Raw genomic sequence first — 18184 nt, forward strand, 5'->3', positions numbered from 1 at the left:
CGGCCGATGACGACCATCGAGCCCTACGCGGCCGTGCCCGCCGGCGCCCATGCGCCGCTGGAGTACCCCGGCTACCGCAGCACCGCGCTGCGGGCGCCGAAGGAACGGCCGGTGATCCTTCCGCACCGGCTCACGGAGGTCACCGGGCCGCTGCTGCCGGGCCCGATCCGGCCGGGCGACGACGACCTGACCCTGGGCGAGCACGGTGAGGCCCAGGGCCAGCGCATCGTCGTCTTCGGGCGGGTGCTGGACTCCGGCGGCCGCCCCGTCCCGGACACCCTGGTCGAGGTCTGGCAGGCCAACGCGGCCGGCCGCTACGCGCACAGGTGGGACAACTGGCCGGCCCCGCTCGACCCGAACTTCACCGGCGGCGGCCGCGTGCTCACCGACGCCCACGGCCACTACTCGTTCACGACGATCAAGCCGGGGGCCTACCCCTGGGGCAACCACCACAACGCCTGGCGCCCCGCGCACATCCACTTCTCGCTGTTCGGCCGGGCGTTCGTCCAGCGCCTGGTCACCCAGATGTACTTCCCGGACGACCCGCTGTTCGGCCAGGACCCCATCTACAACTCGGTGCCCGAGGGCGCGCGCGAGCGCATGATCGCCTCCTTCGACCTGGACGCCACCCGCCCGGAGTGGGCGCTCGCGTTCCGGTTCGACATCGTGCTGCGCGGCCGGGACCAGACCCCGTTCGAGGAGCCGCACGCATGAGCCGCCCGCTCACCCCCTCCCAGACCGTCGGCCCGTACCTCGCGCTCGGGCTCCCGTGGCCGGACGGCCCGGACGTCGTGCCCGAGGGCACGCCCGGCGCGGTGACGATCGGCGGCACCGTGTACGACGGCAACGGTGACCCGGTGCCCGACGCCCTGATCGAGACCTGGCAGGCCGACCCGGCCGGCCGGTTCGACCACCCGGACGACCCCCGGGGCGCGGCGAAGCCCGAGGTCGAGGGCTTCCGGGGGTTCGGCCGCGTCCCCACCGGCGACGACGGCAGCTGGAGCGTGCGCACCGTGCTGCCCGGCGCGCTCCCGGCGGTGGGGGACACCCCGGCCCAGGCACCGCACGTCGACGTCTCGGTGTTCGCCCGGGGCCTGCTCGACCGGGTCGTCACCCGGATCTACTTCCCGGACTTCCCCGACGCGAACGCCGCCGACCCGCTGCTGGCCGTGGTGCCCGCCGGGCGGCGGGACACGCTGGTCGCGGTCGCCGACGGCCCCGGCCGGTACCGGTTCGACATCCGGCTGCGCGGGGCGGGGGAGACGGTGTTCCTGCAGCTCTGACGGGCACGGCCGGAGCCGGCGGGTGACCGGTGTGACCGGCGTCCGGCGGATTCCGCTCGGCGGAACCGGGTAACAGCTGCCAAGATCCTCGTTCGGAGACGGCGGGAGGAACGGGTGGGTGCAGCATCGGGGCCGCGGGCGTGGCCGGACGCCGGCGTGGTCCGCCGGGTCCGCGCCCGGCACCCCCTGGTCGTCCAGCTGGCCCGGTACTCGGTGGTGGCCGGTGCCGCCACCGGGTTCAACGCGGCCCTGTTCCTGACGGTCCGGCCGTGGCTGGACGCCGTCCCGGCCGGTCTGGTCGCGCTCGTCGTGACCACCGCGATCAGCACCGAGCTGAACCGCCGCTTCGCGTTCGGCCGGGCCCGCGCCCACCGGCTGCGCGAGTGGGTGCAGGACGTCGGCACCGTCGCGTTCTACGCCACCTACACCTCGGGTGTCCTGCTCGCGCTGCACGGGCTGGTGGAGGCGCCCACGCCGGGCCAGGAGGCCACCGCGATCGCGCTCGCCAGCGTCGGGGGCGGCCTCCTGCGGTTCGCGGTGCTGCGGTTCTGGGTGTTCGACCTCCGGGACGAGCCCGGTGACGACGAGGCGGGACGGGCAGGAGGTGCCGCGCCGTGTTCGGTGAGTTCACCCCCTTCGACCTGACCGTCGGCCCGGACGAGGTGCCGATCCACGGCGTCCGGGGCGGGGACGGCCCGCCGGTCCTGCTGCTGCACGGCTTCCCGCAGACCCACGCCATGTGGGCGCCGGTCGCCGAGGACCTCGCCCGCGACCACACCGTGGTGTGCACCGACCTGCGCGGCTACGGCCGGTCCGGCCGCCCCGCGTCCGGTGACGACCACGCCGGCTACGCGTTCCGGGCGATGGCGGCCGACCAGGTCGAGGTCATGTCCCGGCTCGGGCACGACGTGTTCGCCGTGATCGGGCACGACCGGGGCGCCCGGGTCACCCACCGGATGCTGCTCGACCGGCCGGAGCGGGTCACCCGGGCCGCGCTGCTCGACATCCTGCCCACGGCCTACGTGTACGCCCACGTCGACCGGGCGCTGGCGACCGCGTACTACCACTGGTTCTTCTTCATCCAGCCCGAGGACCTGCCGGAACGGCTGATCGCCTGCGACCCGGTCGGCTACCTGCACTCGCTGCTCGGTGGCTGGGGCTCCGGGCTGGACGCGCACCCGGTCGAGGCACTCGCGTCCTACGAGCGTGCGTTCGCCGACCCGGCCGCGCGGCACGCGATGATGGAGGACTACCGGGCCGGCGCGACGATCGACCTGGAGCACGACGCCGCGTCCGCCGCGGACGGGCGGCGGATCACCGCGCCCACCCTGGTCCTGTGGGGTGCGGCGGGGGTGGTCGGCGCCAACGCGGAGAGCCCGCTGGACGTCTGGCGTCGCGAGGCCGCCGACCCGGACCTGGTCACCGGCGAGGCGGTCGCCGGGGCCGGGCACTTCCTCGTCGACGAGCGGCCGGCCGACACCCTGGCCGCCCTGCGGGCGTTCCTCCACCGCTGAAACCGGACGATCTGGGACAATCGCACGCATGCGACGTACGACGCTCTCCCGGGCGCTGCTCGGGACCCTCGCGGCCCTCGCCCTCGTGTTCACCACCGCCGGAGCCTGCGGCGGCGGGGAGGACGCGCCCGCGCCGCCCCAGCAGCAGGAGCAGGAGCAGGAGGGCGGCGACCAGGGCGGCGAGGACCAGGAGGGCCAGGAGGGGCAGGAAGGCCAGGAGGAGCAGGAGGGCGACGGCTGATCCCGCCCACCTGCGCACACACCGGGGCCCGGCTCCGCACGACGCGGAACCGGGCCCTCGCGTGTACGCGGCCCGTGGGCGGCTCAGCCCTTGACGGCGTGCACGATGCCCCAGGTGAGCTTGCCGGCGTTGCCGCCGTCCACCCAGTGCTGCAGGCCGGCCTTCATGTTGGTGATGTAGGTGTCCGAGATCGCCGCGGACAGTTCCTGCTCGCGGGCGACGAGCTCCTCGCGGACCCGCCGGTAGTGCGTCGGCAGCTGCCCGGCGTGGTCGTGGAAGGTCACCGAGGCGAAGCCGCGCTTCTCGAGGCCGCCCGTGTAGAAGCCGGGCGTCGCCATCGTCGACAGCTGGATGCGGTCGAGGATCGGCTGGATCGACGACTGGTCGAGCCCGTCGACCGCCATCGGGTCGGTGAACACGGCGTGGCCGCCCGGGCGCAGGACCCGGGCGATCTCGTCGAGCACCCGCTCGCGGTCGCCGGAGTGCAGGAACGCGTCCTGCGACCACACGACGTCGACCGACCCGTCGTCGACCGGCACGTCCTCGAAGGTGCCCGTCGCGACGGTCACCAGGTTCTCGAGTCCCTGCCGCGTGGTGAGCCGGCTGTTGCGGTCGTTCTCCACCGGGGACAGGTTCAGGCAGTGCACCTTCGCCCCGAGGTTGCGGGCGAGCTGGCGGGCGGCACCGCCGTAGCCGGCACCCAGGTCGAGCACCCGCGTCCCCGGGGCGAGGCCGGCGATCTCCGCCATCCGGGCGACCGTGCGGCGGCTGGCGGCGGCGATCTCCTCCTGCGGGGTCTCGTACATCCCGACGTGGATGTCCTCGCCACCCCACACCCGGGAGTAGAAGGTGTCCGCGTCCTCGGAGTCGTAGTAGCTGCGGGCGGTGTGTTCCGCGGTCTGCGCCTGGGTCACGCCTCGTCCTCCTCGAGGTAGGCCTTCTCTGCGATGTGCACGAAGAAGTCCGGCTCGTCGTCGGAGTAGGTCGACTGGAAGTCCCCGTAGGTCGTGATGCGCTGGAACCCGACCTCGTGCATGAGCCGGCGCGTGTAGTCCTTGCGCAGCGGGAACATGTTCAGGTGGTACTCGGAACCGTCCGGGAACTGGTAGCGGAACCGGGCGAGCCCGTCGTCGACGTACTCCGGCTCGGCGACGACGTCGTCGCCGCAGTAGTAGTACTGGTGCTTCGAGCTGAAGCCGTTGTCCAGGATCGCGTCGTAGTTCCGCTGGTCCAGGATCAGGACGCCGTCGTGCTTGAGCATCGCGTAGAACTCGGCGAGCGCCTTGCGCCGGTCCTTCTCGGAGAACAGGTGGGTGAACGAGTTCCCGAGACAGATGATCGCGTCGTACTCACCGTGGACGTCCCGGTTGAGCCAGCGCCAGTCGGCCTGCACGACGCGCAGGATGTGCCCGCCGAACTTCATGCCGTTGTCGAACGCCTTCGCCAGCATCTCGGCGCTGCCGTCGGCCGAGACGACGGTCTCGAAGCCTTCCTCGAGCAGCCGCACCGAATGGAACCCGGTCCCGGTGGCGACGTCGAGGACGCTCTGCACCCCGCGGTCGCGGAGCTGCTGGACGAAGAACTTCCCCTCGCTCTCGTAGCGGCCTCGCCAGTCGATGAGCTCGTCCCACTTGTCGACGAACGACTGCACGTACTCGTGCTTGTAGTGGGTGGACTCGCGGACCTCGGTGGGTTCGTCACCGAACTCCTGCACGGTCCGTCCGAGCTCGGGGAGCTCGCTGGTGGTGCGATGGTCGGCCGTCATGTACCGCGTCTCCTCGACACAACTCGGGTGCTTCGGGGCGACCCGACCGTAGTTCGGGGGCCCCGGCGCCGTCGTGGGGTCGTGTCGGGGGTCTGGATCGACCGGAAATGTTGTGTTATACGCAACTAGGCCGATGAACCTATGACGTTCGTCACGTCACCGGGGTACCTGCCGGGCTCCGGGGGTCGCCCGTGCGGGCGCTCTCACCAGTGCCGCAGCGACCCCACCGGGGTGGCCGGTGCGGGCCCGCGGGGATGGTGACGAGGAACGCTCGGCACGGCGACCGGGCCACCACGGGCGGCCCGGAATCGCCAGTGTGATACTGCTCACGCGGACGATCACAAGTTCACCCGTTCGGCCCAACCGCGCCCCTCCAGAGGGCGGTGAGCGCCCGGCGGCGCTCATCGCGGCCGAGGCCGCGCAGGTCAGCCGTGCCCCGGTCGGTGACCACGACGTCCACGTCGTGCGACGGCGTGGTGACCGGCCCGCCCAGCTGCTCGACGAGCGTCGGCCGGCCCCGGTGCGACGACGGGAGCGCGATCACCGACAGCCCGGGCCCGCGCGCCGCGGCGGCCGCGAAGTCCGGGTGCCCGCCGATCATCCCGGCGGCCGACCCGGCGACGCCCTCGACGTTCACCTGCCCGTCCAGGTCGATCTCGAGCGCCGTGTTCAGGGCGACCAGCGGCCCCGGGTCGGTGGTCAGCCGGCTGAGGTCGTGGGTGTACTCGACGGGCCGGACGACGCCGTGGCCCGCCCGGCCCAGCCGATCGGCCCACTCGTGGAGCCGCGCGCTGCCGTGCAGCGCGGTCGCCGACGGCGTGCCGCGCAGCAGCCCGCGCTCGGCCAGGTCGACGACCGGGTCGGCGAGCAGCCCCGAGTCGACGTGCACCGGGACGTCCAGGGCGGTGACCAGCGCGCCGGCCAGCCGGCCGGGACCGAACTGGACCCGCGCGCCCGCGGGCACGAGCGCGGCCACCGCCTCGGCGATCGCGCGGTCCGCCGGGGTCGGCGGGGGAGCCTCGATCGCGTACGGCCGCCCGGCGTCGCCGTCCACCTCGCCCAGGACGGTCACGTCCGGCAGCGGGTCCCCGGCCTCGGCGTGCGGCGCGGTCCGCGAGACGACCGCGGCGACCGGCACCCCGTCCTCGGCGAGCCCGCGCATCCACGACGACTCGGCGCCGAACCGGTAACCGTCGGCGTGCGCGACGACGGTCGCGAGCAGCAGGTCGGGACGCAGCGGCCCGGCGAGCAGCGCCGGCAGCGCCGACAGCCGGGCCGGCACCCGGTGCGCGGCACCCGACTCGACGAGCCTCCGGACCCCCGGCCCGCCGACGACCGTCCGGATGTCGGCGAACGCGGCCGGGTCGAGGTCCGGCGGCGGGCCGGGGACCCAGCCCAGCACCAGCCGGATCCCGCCGGCCCGGGCGGCCACCCGGCTCAGCGGGCGGGCCAGCACGGAGGGCAGCCCGCACGCGTCGGCCAGCGCGATCCGCGCACCGGGCCGGACCAGCTCGCGCAGCCCCCGCTCGGCGGTGACCTCGACGTCGCTCATGCCGTCATCCGATCATGCGGGGCGCCCCGGGCGGCAGTAGCGTTCCGCGCATGGGGAGCACCGGCGAGTTCGTGCGGGAACCGCTCGGGGTGGCCGAGCGCATCACGGCCGACGGGACGTCCGCGTGGCCGGTGGAGGCGGGCCGGTACCGCCTCGTCGGGGCGCGGGCCTGTCCGTGGGCGAACCGGGTGATCATCACCCGGCGGTTGCTCGGGCTGGAGGACGCGATCTCGCTGGGGATCGCGGGCCCGCTGCACGACGAGCGGAGCTGGCGGTTCCACCTCGACCCGGGTGACCGCGACCCGGTGCTCGGGATCGAGTACCTGCGCGAGGCGTACGAGAAGGCGATCCCCGGCTACGACCAGGGCGTCACGGTCCCCGCGATGGTCGAGATCGCCTCGGGCAAGGTCGCCACGAACGGCTACGCGGACCTGGAGTTCGACCTGTCCACCCAGTGGCGGGAGTTCCACCGCGACGGCGCCCCCGACCTGTGGCCCGAGCAGCACCGTGCCGAGATCACCGAGATCGGCGAGGGGATCTTCCACGACGTCAACAACGGCGTCTACAAGTGCGGGTTCGCCACGACCCAGGAGGCCTACGAGAAGGCGTACCGGGCGCTGTGGGACCGGCTCGACGTGCTGTCCGAGCACCTGTCGACCCGCCGCTACCTGGTCGGGGACACCATCACCCAGGCCGACATCCGGTTGTGGGTGACGCTGGCCCGGTTCGACGCCGTCTACCACGGCCATTTCAAGGCCAACCGGCACAAGCTCGCCGAGCTGCCGGTGCTGTGGGCCTACGCCCGGGACCTGTTCCAGACCCCCGGCTTCGGCGACACCATCGACTTCGAGCAGATCAAGCAGCACTACTACGGCGTGCACCTGCCGGTGAACCCGACCGGCATCGTGCCGCTGGGTCCCGACCCGGCGGGCTGGCTGACCCCGCACGGCCGCGAGGAGCTGGGCGGCCGCCCGTTCGGCGACGGCACCCCGCCCGGCCCGCCCCCGGTCGACGAGCGGGTCCCCGCAGTCGGCTGACACACCGCGGCGGGTCCGGGCGGGCGGAGCGGGCCCGTGCTGTCACGATGGTCGGCGATGCGAGGACGAACCCACCCGCCGGCGCTGCGGGGCCCGGCCGCCCGGCGTCGCGGCGCCGGCCTGTTGACGGCGGCCGTCGTCGGCGCCCTGGCCGCGGGCACCGTGGCGGTCTCCGCGCCGGCGACCACCGCGCGCCCCGGTGCCGGGGCCGCCCCGCCGCAGGCCGCCCCGGCGAGCGTGGAACGGCCGGTCGACACGTGCGCCCCGATGGTCGGGGCGCTCTCCCCGCGGGACCGGTTGGCGCAGCGGCTGATGGTCGGCGTCGACGCGTCCGACCCGGCGGGTGCGCGGTCGATCGTGCAGGGCTCCCGGGTCGGTGGGGTGTTCCTGGGCGGGAACGCGACCGCGCTGCTGCAGGGCGGCCGGATGCAGGCCCTGCAGGACGCCTCCCGCACGCCGCTCGCGGTCGCCGTCGACGAGGAGGGCGGCCGGGTCCAGCGGATCGACGCGCTCGACGGCGACATCCCGAGCGCCCGGCAGATGGCGGCCACGAAGACCCCCGAGCAGGTCACCGAGATCGCCCGGACCCGCGCCGGGCAGCTCAAGGCCCGCGGCGTCACCTGGAACCTGGCGCCGTCCGTGGACGTGTCCGGGCAGCCCCGCGCGTCCGTGATCGGTGACCGCTCCTTCTCCGACGACCCGGAGACCGCGACCCGCTACGCGCGGGCCTGGGCCGAGGGGCAACGGGCCGGCGGGGTCTACGGCGTCCTCAAGCACTTCCCCGGCCACGGCAACGGTTCGGGCGACTCGCACCGGGGCTCGGTGCGCACGCCGCCGCTCGCCGAGCTCGAACGCACCGACCTGGCGCCGTACGCGGCCCTGGTCGGCCCCGGCAAGCCGCTCGACGGCCGAGTCGGCGTGATGCTCGGGCACCTGGAGGTCCCCGGGCTGACCGGCGAGAACCCGGCGAGCGTCGACCCGGCCGCGTACCGGCTGCTGCGCGAGCGGTACCGGTTCGACGGCGTCGTGATGACCGACGACCTGGGCGCGATGAAGGCGATCAGCGACCGGTACGGGCTGGCCGAGGCCACGACCCGGGCCCTGTCCGCCGGTGCGGACATCGCGCTGTTATCGAACGTCACCGCGGTCGGCCCGCTGCTCGACGCCGCCGAGCAGGCCCTCGCGAACGGGCGGATCACCCCCGCGGCGAACGACGCCGCCGTCGCCCGGGTCCTGGAGTCCAAGGGCCTCTGCTCCCGCTCCTGATCCCCCCGAACGCACTCATGGCCCAGAAGCCCCGTCACGCGGGACTTCTGGGCCATGAGTGGACGGCCGGGCAGGGGCGTCAGGCCATGTCGAGGCCGCCGTTGACGCTGATCACCGAGCCGGTGACGTAGCCGGCGCGGTCGTCGACCAGGAACTGGACCGCGCGGGCGATCTCGTCGGCCTGGCCGAGCCGGCCCACCGGGATCTTCGCGAGGATCCGCTCCATGGCCTTCTCCGGCACCGCGGCGACCATCTCGGTCTCGATGAAGCCCGGGGCGACGCAGTTGACCGTCACGCCCTTGTTCGCGACCTCCTGGGCCAGCGACTTCGAGAAGCCGATCAGGCCGGCCTTGGAGGAGGCGTAGTTCGCCTGGCCGATCGAGCCGGTCTGGCCGATCACCGAGGAGATGTTCACGATCCGGCCGAACTGGTTGCCGGTCATGTGGTCGAGCACGGCCTTGGTCATGTAGAAGGCGCCGGACAGGTTGATCCGCAGCACGGCGTGCCAGTCGTCGACGGTCATCTTGCGGACGGTCTTGTCCACGGTGATGCCGGCGTTGTTGACCAGGTAGTCGACCCGGCCCTTCTGCTCGAGCACCTCGGCGACGACGCGCTGGCAGTCCTCGGGGGAGCCGACGTTGCCCTGGTGCACCGAGACCGAGGCCCCCTCGGCGCCCAGCTTCTCCTTCAGGTCGTCGGCGGCCTTGGAGTTGGACGAGTAACCGGCCGCGACGTGCACGCCCTGCCGGGCGAGCGCGGTGGTGATCGCGGCACCGATGCCGCGCGCACCCCCGGTGACGATCGCGACGCGCTGCTCCGGCTGCGTGTCGGTGATGGCGGTCATTCCGTTCCTCCAGTGTTGTCGAGCGTGCGCTTCATGCCCCGCTGGACGGCGTCGACCAGGTACGGCCGCAGCTGGTCCGGGCTGACGATCCGGTGCACCGAGCCGACGGACTGCGCCCGCTCGATGGAGTGCTTGGTGTCGAACTCGTCCGCGACCTGGCCGAGCTTCTCGGAGCGGACGTCCGGGCGGAGCGTGGCGAGCTCGCCCCGCAGCCGGGCGGCCGTGGCCTCGTCCCCGGCCTCGGTCGCCTCGGCGATCCGGGCCTCCAGGCCGGTGATCCGCTCGTCCTTCGCGGTGCGGTCGTTGACCTCGCTGGCGAACACGACGGCCGCGGCGGGCGCGCCGCCCAGCACCGAGGCGTACGACCCGGTGATCGCGGCGATCTCCATGTTGTCGTTGAGCGTTCCGGAGAACACCACGAACGCGCCGCCGTGGTAGCGGGAGACCACGCAGAACACGATCGGGCCGTCGAAGTTCACGATGGCCCGGCCGATCTCGGCGCCGTTCTCCAGCTGCAGCCCGCGCAGCGACTCCGGCGAGCCGTCGAACCCGGACAGGTTCGCCAGCACGACCAGCGGCCGATTGCCGGACGCCGCGTTGATCGCCCGCGCGCACTTCCGCGAGGACCGCGGGAACAGGGTGCCCGCGGTGAACTGCGACGGGCCGTCCACCGGACGCGGGCCGCGGCGGGGCAGCGGCCGCGACTCGATGCCGATCATGGCGACCGGCTGCCCGCCGAGGTGGGCGTCGAGCACGACGACCGACTGGGCGTCGTGCATGTCGGCCCAGCGCTCGGTGGTGCCGTGGTCGGCGTCGGCGACACCGCGCATCACCGAGCGGATGTCGAACGGCTTCTTGCGCTCGCCGTTCGTCTCGTCCGACCAGATCTCGCCGAGCGTGGTGAACTCGCAGTTCGGGCCGGCGTGCGGCGCGGTCGTCACGTCCCGGGAGACCGGGTCGGTGGTCGGCGCCGGGCGCGGGAACCGCTCGCCCGGCAGCGACCAGGTGTGTGCGTAGTGCTTGAGCAGCACCTGCACAGCGCCGGACAGGTCGGGCGCCCAGTACTGCGCCTGGCCGTTCGGGCCCATGATCCGGTCGTAGCCGCCGATGCCGAAATTGTCCTCGGCGGAGACGCCACCGGAGTAGTCCAGCGACTGCTTGCCGGTCAGGACCATGGTCGAGTCCGGCGTCATGACCAGGATGCCCTTGGTGTGCATGAGCATCGTGGCCTCGGCGTTCCAGTAGGGCTGGGCGCCGACGTTGATGCCGGTGACGACGACGTTCAGCTCGCCGCCGTCCTGGGTGAACTCGATGATCCCGCGCAGCACCCGGGAGATCCAGTCCATGTTCTCGGTCCCGGAGTCCATCGCGATCTTCGCGCCGGCCGAGACGGCGAACCACTCGATCGGCACGTCGAGCTCGCGGGCGAGCCGGATCGCGGCGAGCACCCGGCGGCACTCCGGCTCGGCGATCGCGCCGAGCGCCCGGGTCGGGTCACCGAGCAGCACCACCCGGCGCATGCCCTCCGGGTAGCGCAGGGTCGGCACCGACACCACGCCGAGCACCAGGTTGGCCGAGTTCCCGCCGGGCGCGCGGTCCACCGGGTAAGGGACACCGCTGTCATCACTGCCGTCGAGGTCGTACTCGGTCCAGGTGCCCTCACCGGCGTCGATCGGCGCGGTGAGCAGCGGGACGATCTCGTACGGGTAGACGGCGCCGCGGCGGCGGGCCTTGAGCACCTTCTGGTCGTACGCGTCGAGCTCTCGCATCGGCTCGGTCGGCGGCTCGTCGAGCCGGATCGTCAGGCCGGCACCCGGCGGGCGCGACATGCGCAGCAGCATCGAGCGCGGGCCGCCCTGACCGCCGGTCACCGAGGCGTCGGTGGTGCGGAACTCGACGAGCACCTGCTCCAGGCCGAGGTTCGCGGTGCGGGGCGCGAGCCGGCGGATGACCGGCTCGAGCTCGGACAGCGGCACGTCGATCTCCGGCCACACGTAGAGCGCGATCCGGTTCCAGGAGGTGCGGGCGAGCGTGCGGTCCCCGGCCCGCGCCGCGCGCAGCGAGTTGATGCAGGCGTCGAGCGCCCGTTCGAACTGCGGCAGCGCGCGGATCTTCCCGGTCTCGTCGTCGCGCAGGACGGTGAACTCCCGGACGTCGGCCATCGCGACCAGCCGGTCGTCGGCTGCGACCTCGCGGCCGGTGGCCCGGAACAGGTGGACGTCGAGGGCGGCCGGCAGCCGGGTCAGGTGGAAGTTGCGGAACCGCCACAGCCGAAGCCGGTCCGCGACCAGCGGGTGCATGCCGCGCAGCCGCCGGTCCTCGACGAGCTCGCCGGTCTCGTCCGGGCGGAACGTGAACCAGGTGGGCGTCTCGTCCACGTCGGCGTGCTCGGTGCGCGGGTTCGGCCGGACCGCGACCGCGACCCGGTGCAGCACCCCGCCCGGGACGCGGCCCAGCGCCGCCCGGACCCGCTCGGCGCGGGCGTCGGGGTCGCCGCCGTCGTCGGCCTTGGTGGAGGTGACGTAGAGGTCGACGAGCGCGGTGCGGTTGCCGTCCAGCTCGGCGACCCGGCGGCGCAGCTCCTCGGCGACCGCCGCGGCGGCCGCGGGATCGTTGTTGTCGATCACCGAGGCGAACAGCGTGCGGTCGTTGCCCAGGTGCTGGTAGCGCGCGGTGAGCAGCGGCTTGCCGGCGTGCTCGGTGAGCTCCAGCTCGCGCAGCGGGCGCACCCGGTAGTAGCGCCGGGTCATGACCTCGAGCAGGACGGCGTCGTGCCGCTCGCCGAACACGCCGAGGATCGGCTCCGAGGAGGCGACGAGCGCGTCGATCCGCCGGGCCCGGTCCGGGGCGGTGTCGTCGCCCGCCCGCCCCTCGGCGAGCACGTCGAGGCTCTCCCGGACCTCGTGCAGCGTGCGGGCGCGCTCGGCCGCGACCACCGGGGCGTCGAACGCCCGGTAGCGGAGCAGGCGGGCGGTGTCGCCGACGACCGGGTGCCGCAGCTGGGTGGCGACGACGAGCCCGTCGAGGGTCCGGAGGTACTCCTCCCGGGCGGCAGGGGAGAGCCCCGCGACCGACTCGGGGTGCTGCAGCCGCCAGTTCAGCAGGTCCAGCACCACCGGAACCTGCTGCGGCGCGCGGCGGTGCGCGAGGAACATGCGGTACAGCGCCGGCCCCAGATCCGGATCGTCCGAGATGTCGGTGATCCCGTAGTGCGCGAGCGCCCGGCGCAGCTTCGCCTGGAACGACTCGGGCAGGCCCTCGTCGTCGGCGTCGCGGCTGCGCAGGTAGGCGTAGAGGTACTCCTGCGGGTTGCGCTCGGTCTCGCCGGTCTCGTCGTCGGTCTCGGAGCGGTTGCGCGACAGCGCGCACAGGTCGGCGAAGATCTGCAGGACGGCCGTCTCCCCGGCCAGGACGGCGGGATCGTCGCCGGCCAGCTCGTTGCGGGCGGTGGCCAGGCGGCGCAGCTGCGGACGGGCCTGGCGCTCGTCGACGTCGAAGCCCAGTACCTGGTAGCGCAGCGCCGACAGGGCGTCCGCCGCGGTCGCGGCCGGGTCGGCGTCGGTGGCGGCGGGGGCGAACGCGGAGAAGTCCGCGCGGTCCCCGGCGGCGGCCGCGGCCACGCCGGCGTCCGCCGACGGCTCGAGCCGGACCAGCTTGGTGCCGCCGTCGACCTGGGTGTTGGCCGGCACCAGGAGCTCGGCCACGGTGCCGTCGAACGGCGCCCGCAGCGACGTCTCGAGCTTCATCGACTCGACGATCGCGACCGTGTCGCCCTCGGACACGACCTGGCCGGGGGTGACCGGCAGCGCGACGACCATCGCCGGGGCCGGTGCGCGGACGATGCCCGCCTCACCGCCGGAGATGCGGTGCACGGCGCCGTCGACCTCGACCAGGTAGTCGGCGTCCTGGGCGACCGAGAGCACGGTCCAGCTCTGGTCACCGACGGTGAGCCGGCGCTCGTAGGCGCCGTTGCGCTCGACGTCGACGTCGATGCTGACCCCGTCCAGCTCGACGCGGTAGCGCCCGGCGCGGGTGCGGGCCACCTTCAGCTTGTACGACTGCCCGGCCGCGGTGACGTCGGTCTGGTGCCAGGTCTCGTAGCCGACCTCGGGCCGGCCCGCGGCCGCGGAGCGGAACAGCCGGTCCTGCTGGCGGGCGACGTGGCCGTCGTGCGACTGGATCGCGGTGGCCAGCAGGGCGACGTCGATCCGGCGGGGCGGGGCGTAGCCCTCGGCCATCATCCCGTCGAGCCAGGTGGTCTTCAGGTCACCGGTGCGCAGCTCGGGACGGTCGAGCAGGTCGAGCAGGAACGCCTTGTTGGTGGAGCCGCCGTCGATCACCGCGGCGGTCTGGCGCAGCGCGCGGGCCAGCCGGGCGCGGGCCTCGTCGCGGTCCCGGCCCCATGCGATCACCTTGGCGATCATGGAGTCGAACTGCGGCGGGATGACGTCGCCCGCGGCGACACCGGTGTCCACCCGGATCCCGGGGCCGCTGGGCAGCGCCAGGTGCTCGATCCGGCCCGGTGCGGGCGCGAACTCGCGCTCCGGGTCCTCCGCGGTGAGGCGGGCCTCGATCGCCCAGCCGTTCCCGTCCGGAGCGGAGCCGGCGACGTCGGCCAGCGCACCACCGGCGGCCACGTGCAGCTGCAGCTTGACGATGTCGACGCCGGTGCACGCCTCGGTGACCGGGTGCTCGACCTGCAGCCGGGTGTTGACCTCGAGGAAGGAGAGCAGCTTCTCCTCGGGCTGGTAGAGGAACTCGACGGTGCCGGCGTTGACGTAGCCGGCGGCGCGGGCCAGGTCGGCAGCGGAGTCGCGGAGCAGCTTCTCCTGCTCGGCGTCCAGCGCGGTGGACGCCGACTCCTCGATCACCTTCTGGTTGCGCCGCTGCACCGAGCAGTCCCGCACGCCCAGCGTCCACACGTCGCCGGTCGCGTCCGCGACCACCTGGACCTCGACGTGCCGCCCGCCGGAGACCGCCCGCTCCAGGAAGACCGTCGCGTCGCCCGCGGTCCGCGAGGCCTCGGACACGGCCCGCTCGAACGCCTCGTCCAGCTGATCCGGGCCCGCCACGAACCGGATGCCGCGGCCGCCCCCGCCCGCGGTCGCCTTCACCATCAGCGGGTAACCGATGGTCTCGGCGGCCTTCCGCGCGGCGTCCAGGTCGGCCACCGGGCCGCCGGACCACGGGGCCATCGGGACGCCGACCGACTCGGCCAGCTGCTTGGACGCGATCTTGTCACCGAGCCGGCGCATGACGTCGGCCGACGGGCCGACGAAGGTGATCCCCAACCGCGCGCACAGCTCGGCGAAGTCGGCCTTCTCCGAGACGAAGCCCCAGCCCGGCCACACGGCGTCCGCCCGGGAGGCGCGCAGCGCCCGCTCCAGCTCGGCGTGGTCGAGGTAGGGGCTCGCGCCCATGTGGTCGGGGTCGTCGGGTCCGATCAGGACGGCCTCGTCGGCCTCCCGGACGTACATCGCGCGCCGGTCGACGGCGGTGTACAGCGCGATGGTGCGCAGCCGGCGGTCGGGGCCGCTCTCGGCGTTCCACTCCCGGACGGCGTTGATCAACCGCATGGCGGGTTCACCGCGGTTGACGATGGCGATGCGCGAGAACATGGCGGGTTTCACTGCTCCTGAGGGCTGCTACGGCGGGTGACGGTCGGGACCGGGTACGGCCCCGCCGGTAGGACGGGCGAGATCGCTCGCACTGTCCTACCGGTGGAGCGCGTTCCTGTCACTCGCCGAAGGCGATACGGACGTCGTCGGTCGTGGGCGCGGCGGCGACGGGCGCGCCGCCGGCGGCGGCCGGGTCGAGGAACACCTCGGGTGCCATGACGGCCGGGTCGACCTCCAGGACCGCGTAGCCGCCGACCGCGCCGGCCCCGAAGCCGGGGGCGAACACCCGCTTGCGGCCGGCCACGACGCCGTCGGCGCAGGCGTCGAACATCGCGATCGGGATGGACGCGGCGGAGACGTTGCCCATCGTCTCGATGTTGAAGTACAGCTGGTCGGCCGAGAGCCCCGCCTTGGCCGCGAGCTGCAGGATCATCGTCTTGTTGGCCTGGTGCGGGACGATCAGCTCGATCGCGTCCAGCATCGTTCCGGTGCCGTCCGGGCCGGCCTGCTCGCCCAGCTCGGAGATCATCTGGGCGAGGTAGCGGGCGACCAGGGCCTTCACCTCGGGGCCGTAGACGGTGATGTCGTTGTCGAACTCCGGGTTCGGCCAGATGATCGAGTTGACCTGGGACGCGGGCCCGGAGGCGTAGGTCTGCAGCAGGTCGACGTCGCCGGGCTCGCCCTCGGCGGCCGGGGCGACGACCATCGCGGCCGCACCGTCACCGAAGATCATCCGGGAGGTGCGGACGCTGCCGATCTTGTCCGAGAACTTCTCGACGCAGACCAGCAGGACCGGGCGCTGCACCTCCTGCAGCTGCCGGACGGCCTCGGACAGGCCGTAGGGCAGGCCGGCGCAGGCGGCGACGATGTCGGCCGAGCAGTGCGTCTGCAGGATGCCGAGCTGGCCGGAGAGCCAGGTGGACAGCGAGGGGATCAGCCGCTCGCTGGTGCACGTCGCGACGAGCACGGCCCCGATCTCGGCGGCGGTGCGACCGGAGTGCTCGAGCGCCCGGACGGCGGCCGCCCAGGCCAGGTCCTCGATGTCGAGCTCGGTGTAGCGGCGCTGGTCGATGCCGGTCTTGGTGGAGATCTCCTCGGCGCTCATCGGGGACCAGGAGAACGAGGCGTTCCGCACGACGTCGTCGTTGGCGCAGACGTGCTCGCCGCGGGCGACGGCGACGGCCTCGATCTTCGGCTGGACCCGGAAGGCCTCGCGGACCCGGACCGGGGGCAGCGGAGCCTCGGGCTCGACCGCGTCCGCCTGGGTGGAGATGCGCCCGCGGCGGGCCGGGCGGGCCCCGGAGGCACGGTCGAGGAAGGCCTCGACGTCGCGGTTGCGCGGGTGGAAGGCGATCACGTAGTCGTCGTCGCCGATCCGGTCGGCGGTCCGCAGCTCGGTCGCGGCGCGGTCCCACGGGTACTGGTTGTGCAGCACCATCGCCCAGCGGGTGAGGGCCTCCAGCTCCGGGCGGTCGGCGTCCGCGTCGACGATCTCGTTGAACGAGAAGACCGGGTAGTCCGGGTCGTGGTGCGGGACGACCCAGGTCTGTGCACCCGGGGTCGTGAGGAACTCCTGCACGGTCGGCTTCAGCGCCGGCAGCTCGGTGGCGTGGTGGCGGCGGTTGCCGAAGACGTCGAAGAGCAGATCGAAGATCTTCTGCTCGGCCGCGTCGTCCCAGGTGGCCGGCAGCGTCGCGAAGGCGTCCCGCACCGCGCGGATCTTCTTGTCGCCGTCCTGCCACGGGGTGAGCGTGGGGAGGAAGACGTCGCCGCGGTGGCGCGGGAGGTCGCGCCAGCGGGTGGGCCGCTTCTCGAACATGGTCATCGAGTAGCGGTTGACCCAGAAGAGGTTCTGGCTGACGTCGCGCAGCAGGGCGAAGCGGCTCTCGTACTTCCCGGCCGTGATGCGCTCGAGGATGTCGGTTCCGGTAGGGGCTTTCGACTCGAAATCGCGACCGACGATTGCCGTGAACTGTTCGAGGTCGTCGATCACCGAGAAATCGAGTTCACCGAGAAAATTCGCGGGAAAGACCAGACGGTCGTGGCTGTTGACCACGAACGGCTTCATATGACGACCTCCAGGGTGGCGTCGACCGGTGGAATCGCCAGGCCGGGACGCGTGGACGAGCCGGGCGAACGGAGCGGGTGCGGTGCCACTCACGGTATCGACGAACAGCCTCGATCGGAATGTGATCCGGCCCGGGAGTGTGCGCCCTCACGGGTGATCGGTCAACTCCGACTGTTACCGGCGAGAATGTTACCGCCCGGTTCTACCCACGGGTTCTCGTTGCGTTTCCGGCATTTTCCCAGGTACGTGGCATGACGATGTCCACTGTAGAAAGATCACCCGACGTGGTCGGGCGGTCTCGCCGCGTGCACATGCAGGCCGGTGTGACGTCGGTGGGCGCCGCGAGGAGCGCCGGCGGAACCGGGCCGATCGTCCCCCGGCAGCGGCGTGTCGCGCCACCCCTTCCCGGTGCAGTGTTCCCTCCCTTGTGGAATGACGACCGGGGCTGCGGCCGGTGGTCCGGCGGTGCGGGGCAGGCGATCCGGGCCCGCACCGCCGTGGTGCCGGGCCGGGTCCGCGGCAGCACCGTGCGGCCCGCGCGGCGGGACGGTCCGGGCGGCGGCGAGGATGGCCGCATGAGCCCACGCCGATCCCTCGCCGACGGTGTCTCCGACCGCTTCCGCGAGTTCTGGTCGGAGCGCCGCCCGTGCACGCTCGTGACCCCGAGGGCCGACGGGACCCCGCACGCGGTGCCGGTCGGGGTCACCGTCGACGTCGAGACCCGGACCGCCAGGGTGATCTGCGGCGGCGGCTCGCAGAAGGCCCGCAACGTCGCCGCGGCCGGCCCGCGCGGGGCCCGGGTCGCGGTCACCCAGGTCGACGGGCGGACCTGGTCGACGCTGGAGGGCGTCGCCGTCGTCCGGGACGACCCGGACTCCGTGCGGGACGCCGAGCGCCGGTACGCCCGCAAGTACAAGGAGCCCCGGCCGAACCCGCAGCGGGTGGTGCTGGAGATCGCGGTCGATCGCGTCCTCGGCAACGTCTGAACGGGGCGGG

Annotated in this window: 12 protein-coding genes and 1 pseudogene; 8 read left to right on the top strand and 5 right to left on the bottom strand. The window is 73.3% G+C overall.

All coding sequences use genetic code 11. The features are described 5' to 3' along the window. Window positions 1–6: 6 nt before the first annotated feature. The 5 genes from pcaH (at window position 7) to H7X46_RS05795 (ending at window position 3038) form a co-directional block, all read left to right on the top strand. Window positions 7–714 (top strand): protocatechuate 3,4-dioxygenase subunit beta, encoded by a 708-nt coding sequence (gene pcaH, locus H7X46_RS05775; RefSeq protein WP_186358422.1) that lies wholly within the window; start codon window positions 7–9, stop codon window positions 712–714. Then, window positions 711–1283: a protocatechuate 3,4-dioxygenase subunit alpha gene (gene pcaG / locus H7X46_RS05780; RefSeq protein ID WP_186358423.1), complete on the top strand. Its 573-nt coding sequence runs from the start codon at window positions 711–713 to the stop codon at window positions 1281–1283. The genes pcaH and pcaG overlap by 4 nt, the downstream gene beginning before the upstream one ends. A gap of 114 nt (window positions 1284–1397) precedes the next feature. Beyond that, window positions 1398–1928: a GtrA family protein gene (locus tag H7X46_RS05785; protein WP_186358424.1), complete on the top strand. Its 531-nt coding sequence runs from the start codon at window positions 1398–1400 to the stop codon at window positions 1926–1928. Continuing rightward, window positions 1898–2797, top strand: a complete 900-nt coding sequence (locus H7X46_RS05790) for an alpha/beta hydrolase (RefSeq protein ID WP_186358425.1) — start codon at window positions 1898–1900, stop codon at window positions 2795–2797. The genes H7X46_RS05785 and H7X46_RS05790 overlap by 31 nt, the downstream gene beginning before the upstream one ends. A 28-nt stretch (window positions 2798–2825) precedes the next feature. Further along, window positions 2826–3038, top strand: coding sequence for a hypothetical protein (locus tag H7X46_RS05795; RefSeq protein ID WP_186358426.1), 213 nt, complete (start codon window positions 2826–2828; stop codon window positions 3036–3038). Window positions 3039–3121: 83 nt separating this feature from the next. Here the strand turns inward: H7X46_RS05795 and H7X46_RS05800 are convergent. Together H7X46_RS05800 and H7X46_RS05805 are read right to left on the bottom strand one after the other, a co-directional pair. After that, window positions 3122–4803 (bottom strand): annotated as a pseudogene (locus H7X46_RS05800) (methyltransferase domain-containing protein). A 346-nt stretch (window positions 4804–5149) separates the two neighbouring features. After that, window positions 5150–6355, bottom strand: coding sequence for an acetyl-CoA hydrolase/transferase C-terminal domain-containing protein (locus H7X46_RS05805; protein ID WP_186358427.1), 1206 nt, complete (start codon window positions 6353–6355; stop codon window positions 5150–5152). Window positions 6356–6405: 50 nt separating this feature from the next. Between H7X46_RS05805 and H7X46_RS05810 the strand changes: the two genes are divergently transcribed. Both H7X46_RS05810 and H7X46_RS05815 read left to right on the top strand, forming a co-directional pair. Beyond that, entirely contained in the window at window positions 6406–7392 is a 987-nt protein-coding gene (locus H7X46_RS05810) for a glutathione S-transferase family protein (protein WP_186358428.1), read from the top strand. Window positions 7393–7449: 57 nt separating this feature from the next. Further along, window positions 7450–8658 (top strand): glycoside hydrolase family 3 N-terminal domain-containing protein, encoded by a 1209-nt coding sequence (locus H7X46_RS05815; RefSeq protein ID WP_255426081.1) that lies wholly within the window; start codon window positions 7450–7452, stop codon window positions 8656–8658. Between the two features lie 79 nt (window positions 8659–8737). On the opposite strand, the gene fabG is transcribed toward H7X46_RS05815, so the two are convergent. The 3 genes from fabG to H7X46_RS05830 form a co-directional block, all read right to left on the bottom strand. Then, a complete protein-coding gene (fabG, locus tag H7X46_RS05820) occupies window positions 8738–9502 on the bottom strand; it encodes a 3-oxoacyl-[acyl-carrier-protein] reductase (protein WP_186358429.1) in 765 nt (254 codons plus the stop codon). Continuing rightward, complete coding sequence (locus H7X46_RS05825) at window positions 9499–15120, bottom strand: carboxyl transferase domain-containing protein (RefSeq protein WP_186358430.1); 5622 nt, start codon at window positions 15118–15120, stop codon at window positions 9499–9501. The genes fabG and H7X46_RS05825 overlap by 4 nt, the downstream gene beginning before the upstream one ends. Before the next feature lie 118 nt (window positions 15121–15238). Continuing rightward, the gene (locus H7X46_RS05830) at window positions 15239–17188 is read right to left on the bottom strand and encodes a 3-oxoacyl-[acyl-carrier-protein] synthase III C-terminal domain-containing protein (RefSeq protein WP_186358431.1); all 1950 of its coding nucleotides are present in this window, start codon (window positions 17186–17188) and stop codon (window positions 15239–15241) included. A gap of 575 nt (window positions 17189–17763) precedes the next feature. Between H7X46_RS05830 and H7X46_RS05835 the strand changes: the two genes are divergently transcribed. Continuing rightward, a complete protein-coding gene (locus H7X46_RS05835; RefSeq protein WP_186358432.1) occupies window positions 17764–18174 on the top strand; it encodes a TIGR03618 family F420-dependent PPOX class oxidoreductase in 411 nt (136 codons plus the stop codon). Window positions 18175–18184: the final 10 nt, after the last annotated feature.

The organism is Pseudonocardia sp. C8 (assembly GCF_014267175.1).
GTDB lineage: Bacteria > Actinomycetota > Actinomycetes > Mycobacteriales > Pseudonocardiaceae > Pseudonocardia.

Bases quoted from the DNA above. Each gene is read 5' to 3' on its own strand.
- pcaH (WP_186358422.1), top strand. From the start codon at position 7: ATGACGACCATCGAGCCCTACGCGGCCGTGCCCGCCGGCGCCCATGCG.
- pcaG (WP_186358423.1), top strand. From the start codon at position 711: ATGAGCCGCCCGCTCACCCCCTCCCAGACCGTCGGCCCGTACCTCGCG.
- H7X46_RS05795 (WP_186358426.1), top strand. From the start codon at position 2,826: ATGCGACGTACGACGCTCTCCCGGGCGCTGCTCGGGACCCTCGCGGCC.
- H7X46_RS05805 (WP_186358427.1), bottom strand. From the start codon at position 6,355: ATGAGCGACGTCGAGGTCACCGCCGAGCGGGGGCTGCGCGAGCTGGTC.
- H7X46_RS05810 (WP_186358428.1), top strand. From the start codon at position 6,406: ATGGGGAGCACCGGCGAGTTCGTGCGGGAACCGCTCGGGGTGGCCGAG.
- H7X46_RS05815 (WP_255426081.1), top strand. From the start codon at position 7,450: ATGCGAGGACGAACCCACCCGCCGGCGCTGCGGGGCCCGGCCGCCCGG.
- fabG (WP_186358429.1), bottom strand. From the start codon at position 9,502: ATGACCGCCATCACCGACACGCAGCCGGAGCAGCGCGTCGCGATCGTC.
- H7X46_RS05825 (WP_186358430.1), bottom strand. From the start codon at position 15,120: ATGTTCTCGCGCATCGCCATCGTCAACCGCGGTGAACCCGCCATGCGG.
- H7X46_RS05830 (WP_186358431.1), bottom strand. From the start codon at position 17,188: ATGAAGCCGTTCGTGGTCAACAGCCACGACCGTCTGGTCTTTCCCGCG.
- H7X46_RS05835 (WP_186358432.1), top strand. From the start codon at position 17,764: ATGAGCCCACGCCGATCCCTCGCCGACGGTGTCTCCGACCGCTTCCGC.